General features: G+C 64.4%; 7 protein-coding genes. All 7 read right to left on the bottom strand.

What is annotated here, in order from left to right; genetic code table 11:
- A partial coding sequence (locus tag KQI11_RS12965; protein ID WP_216402417.1) for a PolC-type DNA polymerase III N-terminal domain-containing protein occupies positions 1-517 on the bottom strand: 517 nt, incomplete at its 3' end.
- Positions 518-610: 93 nt separating this feature from the next.
- Positions 611-1,660: a flavodoxin-dependent (E)-4-hydroxy-3-methylbut-2-enyl-diphosphate synthase gene (ispG, locus tag KQI11_RS12960; RefSeq protein WP_216402416.1), complete on the bottom strand. Its 1,050-nt coding sequence runs from the start codon at positions 1,658-1,660 to the stop codon at positions 611-613.
- A gap of 73 nt (positions 1,661-1,733) precedes the next feature.
- A complete protein-coding gene (locus tag KQI11_RS12955) occupies positions 1,734-2,768 on the bottom strand; it encodes a M50 family metallopeptidase (RefSeq protein WP_216402415.1) in 1,035 nt (344 codons plus the stop codon).
- A gap of 45 nt (positions 2,769-2,813) precedes the next feature.
- Positions 2,814-3,965: a 1-deoxy-D-xylulose-5-phosphate reductoisomerase gene (locus tag KQI11_RS12950; RefSeq protein WP_216402414.1), complete on the bottom strand. Its 1,152-nt coding sequence runs from the start codon at positions 3,963-3,965 to the stop codon at positions 2,814-2,816.
- Positions 3,966-3,991: 26 nt separating this feature from the next.
- The gene (locus KQI11_RS12945; RefSeq protein WP_185915055.1) at positions 3,992-4,819 is read right to left on the bottom strand and encodes a phosphatidate cytidylyltransferase; all 828 of its coding nucleotides are present in this window, start codon (positions 4,817-4,819) and stop codon (positions 3,992-3,994) included.
- Between the two features lie 2 nt (positions 4,820-4,821).
- Positions 4,822-5,487, bottom strand: a complete 666-nt coding sequence (uppS, locus tag KQI11_RS12940; protein WP_441098096.1) for a polyprenyl diphosphate synthase — start codon at positions 5,485-5,487, stop codon at positions 4,822-4,824.
- Between the two features lie 78 nt (positions 5,488-5,565).
- Positions 5,566-6,120, bottom strand: coding sequence for a ribosome recycling factor (gene frr, locus KQI11_RS12935; protein WP_216402412.1), 555 nt, complete (start codon positions 6,118-6,120; stop codon positions 5,566-5,568).
- Between the last annotated feature and the right edge of the window lie 24 nt (positions 6,121-6,144).

Here is a 6,144-nt window from a genome sequence, read left to right as displayed (position 1 = left end):
CCGGGCGCGCCGGGGCCGCCACCCGCTCGGGCGCCGGGCAGGGCGGCGGGGGCGCGTCCTCCCCCACCACGACCAGGGCCACCCCCTCGCCGCAGAGCTGCCGGTACTGGCTGCAAAACTTCTGCTCAAACCCCAGCCCCGCCAGGATGTGCTTGCCCCCCTGCTCCAGTTCGAGCACGTAGGCGTTTTCCCCCCCGTCGTAGCGGATGTGGGAGCGGGAGAGGATGCAGTCGAGCATCGAGTTGCCCTCTTTGGCGTACTCGGCCACCAGCTCAAAGAGGGCCTCCCCCGGCTCTCCTGCCGGGAAGGTGGGGACGAGGGCCGCCTCGCAGCCCAACTGGCCCTTCAGGTGGTTTTGCAAGAGCTTGCAGGTGGCATAGGGCAGCGGCTGCGCAAAGCGGGCCGCGATTTCCAGCCGGTTCTCCCGGCGATCCACGGCGATGGAGAGGATGTCGGCGGGGAGGTCTTCCATCTCCCCCCTGGCGATCCCCAGCTGTTCAAAAAAATACTGGCTCAATGGCGGCTTCCTTCCTGGTCACTTCCCGCAGCGCGCGGGGCCGGTTTTTGCTTCACAAAGGGCGGAGGGCCAGAGAGCCCGCCGCCCAAAATATCACAGTCGCTCGATCTCCTCCATCAGGGCCGGGAGGATCTGGTCCTCCGGCACCTTGCGGAGGATCTCCCCCTTGCGGAAGAGAAGACCGCAGCCGTCTCCCCCGGCCACCCCGATGTCGGCCTCTCTGGCCTCGCCGGGGCCGTTGACCGCGCAGCCCATCACCGCCACGGTGATGTCCTTCTCCATCCCCTCCACCAGGCGGTCCACCTCTTTGGCAAGGGAGATCAGGTCGATTTGGGTGCGCCCGCAGGTGGGGCAGGAGACCACCCGCACCCCCTGCTTGCCAATCCCCAGGGCCTTGAGGATGTCCCGGGCGGCCCGCACCTCCTTCACCGGGTCGTCGGTGAGGGAGACGCGGATGGTGTCGCCGATGCCGTCGCAGAGGAGGGAGCCGATGCCGATGGCCGACTTGATGAGGCCCATCCGCTCGGTCCCCGCCTCGGTGACCCCCAGGTGGAGGGGGTAGTCGCAGCGCTGGGACATCAGCCGGTAGGCCTCGATCATGGTGGGAACGCTGGAGGACTTGAGGGAGATGGCGATGTCTGCAAAGCCGCACTCCTCCAGCAGCGAGATGTGGTAGAGGGCGCTCTCCACCAGGGCGGGGGCGGTGGGGGCGCCGTACTTCCGCAAGATCTCCTTTTCCAGAGAGCCGCCGTTGACCCCGATGCGGATGGGGACGCCCCGGGCCTTGCAGGCGTCGGCCACCGCCTGCACCCGCTCCCTGCCGCCGATGTTGCCGGGGTTGATGCGGACCTTGTCCACCCCCGCCTCCACCGCCGCCAGGGCCAGCCGGTAGTCAAAGTGGATGTCCGCCACCAGGGGGGTGGGCACCGCCGCCTTGATGGCGCCGATGAGCCGCACCGACTCCCGGTCGGGGACGGCGACCCGGATGATGTCGCACCCCGCCGCAAAGAGGCGCTTGGCCTGCTCCACGTTGGCCTCCACATCCGCCGCCGGGGCGCAGAGCATCGACTGGACGGCGATCTCCTCGCCGCCGCCGATCTTGACCGAGCCGATTTGCAGGGTGCGGGTCTTTTTTCTCTCCATGAGCTTGTCCCTCTTCTATGTAAAATTGGTGCGGGGCCGGTTTCGGTCCCCGCAGCTGTGGTCAGCCCACCGGTCAGCGGGCGAATATTCGGGTGATGTCGCTGTAGGTCACAAAGAGCATAAAGCCGATAAGCAGCAGGAACCCCGCCGCGTGGACAAAGCCCTCGTACTTGGCCTTGATGGGCTTGCGGCGAATCGCCTCGATGAGGAGAAAGACCAGCCGCCCCCCGTCCAGCGCCGGGATGGGCAACAGGTTGAAGATGCCCACGTTGATGGTCAGCAGCGCCAGCATGTTGAGGGTGGTCTCCCAGCCCATGCTCACCGCCTGGTTGATGATGTCCACCGTCCCCACCGGCCCGGCCACCTGGGAGATGGGCACGTTGCCGGTGATGAGGTCGAGCAGGGAGACCCAGACCATCTTCCCGATGGAGACGGTCTTGAGTGCCGACTCCTTGAGCACCCCGCCCACCGTCTTGGGGACCCCCAGCACCCAGAAGTCGCGGCTGATAAACTGGTTGCCGTTGTCGTCCTGCGCCAGGGCAAACTGCACCCCGGTGAGGGTGATCTTCTCGCCGTCGCGGAGAACGGTCATGTCCACATAGCCGTCTTTGTCCCGCATCAGCTCAAAGTCGATGTCGTTGGCGATGTAGATGCGCCGGCCGTTGATGGAGAGCACCTCGTCCCCCACCTGCAGCCCCGACTGGGCGCTGAGGGAGGTCTCGTCAAACTTGGCCACCGTGGTGGTGGGCACCAGTTTGGAGGCCGAGGTGAGGACGATGAGGATGACAAAGCCCAACACCAGGTTCATCAGGGCCCCGGCGATCACCACCAGGATGCGGATCCAGATCGGGCGGCGGGAGAAGGCCCGCTCGTCGGCGCTGTCCTCGTCCTCCCCCTCCATGGCCACGAAACCGCCGATGGGGACCGCCCGCAGGGCATAGGTGGTCTCCCCCTTCTGCCGCTTGAGGAGGGTCGGCCCCATGCCGATGGCAAATTCGTTGACCTTGATCCCCCCGAGTTTGGCGGTGATGAAATGCCCCAACTCGTGGATCATGATGATCAGCCCGAACATCAGGACTGCCAAGAGGATCGAAAAAACGATGTTCATAGTTCACCTTCCAACTGATGAGCGAGGGCCGAAAGCCGCTTTTGGCTACCTCGCCTGTGCGCGGACATAGGCCCGCGCCTGTGCGTCTGTCTGCAGCACATCCTCTAAAGAATATACGTCTGCGCGGGGCACAGTATTCATGGCCCCCCGCACCAGCTCCCCGATCTCCAAAAAGCCGATCTTCCCACTTAAAAAGAGGGCCACCGCCTCCTCGTTGGCGCCGCTGATGGCGCAGGGGGCAAGTCCCCCCCGCCGGGCCGCCTCGATACAGGTCTTTAGGCAGGTGAAGGTCTCGATGTCGGGCTTGGCAAAGTGGAGGGTCGGATAGTCTGTCAAGGAGAGTTCCTTTACAGGAGATGGGAGCCGCTCCGGGTAGGTCAGGGCGTACTGGATGGGGATGCGCATGTCCGGCACCCCCAGTTGGGCCAGCACCGAGTGGTCGTCAAACTCCACCAGGGAGTGGATGACGCTCTCCCGGTGGACGACGATCTCGATTTCGTCCGGGGTCTTGTCAAAGAGCCAGGCCGCCTCGATGAGTTCCAGCCCCTTGTTCATCAAGGTGGCGGAATCCACCGTGATTTTGGCCCCCATGGACCAGTTGGGGTGGTTGAGGGCGTCCTCGATGCTCACCTTCTCCAGCTTCTCCCGGCCCCTGCCGAAGAAGGGGCCGCCCGAGGCGGTGAGGATGACCTTTTTCAGGGCCCTGGCCGAGTGGCGGTCCTGCAGGCACTGAAAGATGGCCGAGTGCTCGCTGTCCACCGGGAGGATGGGGACCCCCTTGGCCCGGGCGGCCTCGGTCACCAGCTTGCCGCCGGCGACCAGGGTCTCCTTGTTGGCCAGGGCCACCGGCTTACCCGCCTCGATGGCGGCCAGGGTGGGGCGCAGCCCCACCATCCCCACCACCGAGTTGAGGACCATGTCGGCCTCTTCCCGGGCGGCCAGTTCGCAGAGGCCGTCCACCCCCGCCAGGACCTTGGTGTCGGTGTCCCGCAGGGCGTCCCGCAGGGCGTGCGCCGCACGCTCGTCCACCATACAGGCGAAGGGGGGGCGGAACCGGCGCACCTGATTTTCCAGCTGTAAAACAGAAGAGTTGGCCGAAAGGCCAACCACTTCATAGCCGTTTTTTTCAATGACGTCCAGGGCCTGGGTGCCGATGGAGCCGGTGGAGCCCAGCACCGTTACTTTTTTAGCGCACATGAAAAAGCCTTCCTTTCGCCCCCGCCCTAGCGCAGGACGATGGGCAGGTAGTAGGAGAGCAGCAGCACCGTGGGCAGGGTGAAGATGACGCTGTCAAAGCGGTCCATGATCCCCCCGTGCCCGGGCATGATGGTGCCGTAGTCCTTGATTCCCTGCTGCCGCTTGAGGCTGGAGGCCACCAAGTCCCCCAACATCCCCGCCAGGGCGCCCACGGTGGCCACCGCGATCAGGTGGGGATAGGAGATGGGACCGCCGCCCAAAAAGCGGTGGTAGCCCCAGGCGATGAGGCAGAGGGCCAGCACGTTGGTGAGCAGGCCGCCCAGCGAGCCCTCCACCGTCTTGTGGGGGCTGACGTTGGGGGCCAGTTTGTGCTTGCCGAAGAGCCGGCCCGAAAAATAGGCCCCGGTGTCGGCTAGCCATCCGCAGCCCAGCGCAGCGATCAGGTAGAAGAGCCCGTCTTGGGGAAAGACGCTGCGCATGAGCAGGGTGGAGGAAAAGCCGAAGAGGATGGCGATGGTCTCCATGTAGACGATGGCGATGCTGGAAAAGGGGATGTCTGCAAAGTGAAAGACCGCAAAGGCCGCCATCCCCGCCGTAAAGACAAAGAGCCCCGCCGTCAGGTGGATGGCCCCGGTAGGGGGCATTTTGTCGTAGAGCAGCACGAAGGCCGCAAAGAGGGCGCACCAGCCGTACATCCCAAATTTGTTGTGCAGTTTCACCGCCCCGAAAATCTCGTGCAGGGCGATGAGGGTGATGAGCAGCACGATGACATTAAAGGCCAGGGTGCCGTAAAAGAGCACGGCGATCGCCAGCAGGACAAGGCCCACCGCCGCGCTGATGATTCTGGTTGCCAAAATTATACCCCTCCAAACCTTCTGTCGCGGTTCTGGTACTCCAGGATGGCGCGGTCCAGGTCGCGGCGGGTGAAATCGGGCCACAGCACATCCATGAACACCAGTTCGCTGTAAGCCGACTGCCAGAGCAGGAAGTTGGAGGTCCGGTACTCCCCGCTGGGGCGGATGATCAAGTCCGGGTCGGGCTGGCCCGCGGTGTAGAGGTGTGCGGAGATGGCGTCCTCGGTGATCTCCTCGGGGGCCAGTTCCCCCCGCTGCACCTGGCCGGCCAGTTCGCGCACGGCGTGGGTGATCTCGGCCCGGCCGCCGTAGTTGAGGGCGATGTTGAGGGTCATCTGCTTGCAGTCGCGGCTCTCGTCCTCCAGCTTTTTGATGAGGGCGACAATGTCCGGCGCCAGGGGCGCGGTGTCCCCCAAAATCAGACAGCGCACCTCCTCTTCCCGGTGGTCAAAGGCGTCTTTCAGGTAGCTGCGCAGCAGGTCCATGATGGCCTCCACCTCCTCCTTAGGGCGCTTCCAGTTCTCGGTGGAGAAGGCGTAGACGGTCATGTTTTTGATGCCGATGTCCTTGCAGTAGCGGACCATGTCCCGAAAGGTCTTGGCCCCGGCCCGGTGCCCGGCAGAGCGGGGCAGCCCCCGCCGCTTGGCCCAGCGGCCGTTGCCGTCCATAATAAAGCCGATGTGCTGGGGCAGGTTGTCAAAATCCGGTTTCGCGAGAAGCCGTTTCTTCTTTTGAAAGAACACCGGCTAGATCTCCATGATCTCTTTTTCCTTGGCCTTGGCCGCGGCCTCGGCCTTGTCGCAGTAGGTGTCGGTGAGTTTCTGGATCCCCTTCTCCAGGTCCTTCAGGTCGTCTTCAGACAGCTCTCCCGCCTTCTTCTGGGCCTTGAACTTGTCGATGGCGTCCCGGCGGATGGAGCGGATGGCGACCTTGCACTCCTCCTCCAGCTTGTGGACCGACTTGACGATCTCCTTGCGGCGCTCCTCGGTCAGCGGGGGGAAGGCCATGCGGATGACCTTGCCGTCGTTGTTGGGGGTGATGCCCAAATCGCTGGCGAGGATGGCCTTTTCAATGGCCTTGAGGGTCGAGCCGTCCCAGGGCTGGATCAGCAGGGTGCGGGCGTCGGGGACCGAGACCCCGGCCATCTGGGCGACGGGGGTGGGCACGCCGTAGTAGTCCACCGTCACCTTGTCCAGGACGGCGGGGTTGGCGCGGCCGGCGCGGATGGCGGCGAACTCGCCCTCCATCACGCTGATGGATTTGCCCATCTTCTTCTCGTAAACTGCATACTCTTCTCTCATGAAAAGCTACCTCCTGTGAGGCGG

The organism is Acetanaerobacterium sp. MSJ-12 (genome assembly GCF_018917875.1).
Classification (GTDB): domain Bacteria; phylum Bacillota; class Clostridia; order Oscillospirales; family Ruminococcaceae; genus Bittarella; species Bittarella massiliensis.
This window is presented reverse-complemented; position numbering and strand designations above follow the sequence as displayed.

Coding starts and splice junctions, on each gene's coding strand:
- ispG (WP_216402416.1), bottom strand. CDS start 1,660: ATGGAGAGAAAAAAGACCCGCACCCTGCAAATCGGCTCGGTCAAGATC.
- KQI11_RS12955 (WP_216402415.1), bottom strand. CDS start 2,768: ATGAACATCGTTTTTTCGATCCTCTTGGCAGTCCTGATGTTCGGGCTG.
- KQI11_RS12950 (WP_216402414.1), bottom strand. CDS start 3,965: ATGTGCGCTAAAAAAGTAACGGTGCTGGGCTCCACCGGCTCCATCGGC.
- uppS (WP_441098096.1), bottom strand. CDS start 5,487: ATGGACGGCAACGGCCGCTGGGCCAAGCGGCGGGGGCTGCCCCGCTCT.
- frr (WP_216402412.1), bottom strand. CDS start 6,120: ATGAGAGAAGAGTATGCAGTTTACGAGAAGAAGATGGGCAAATCCATC.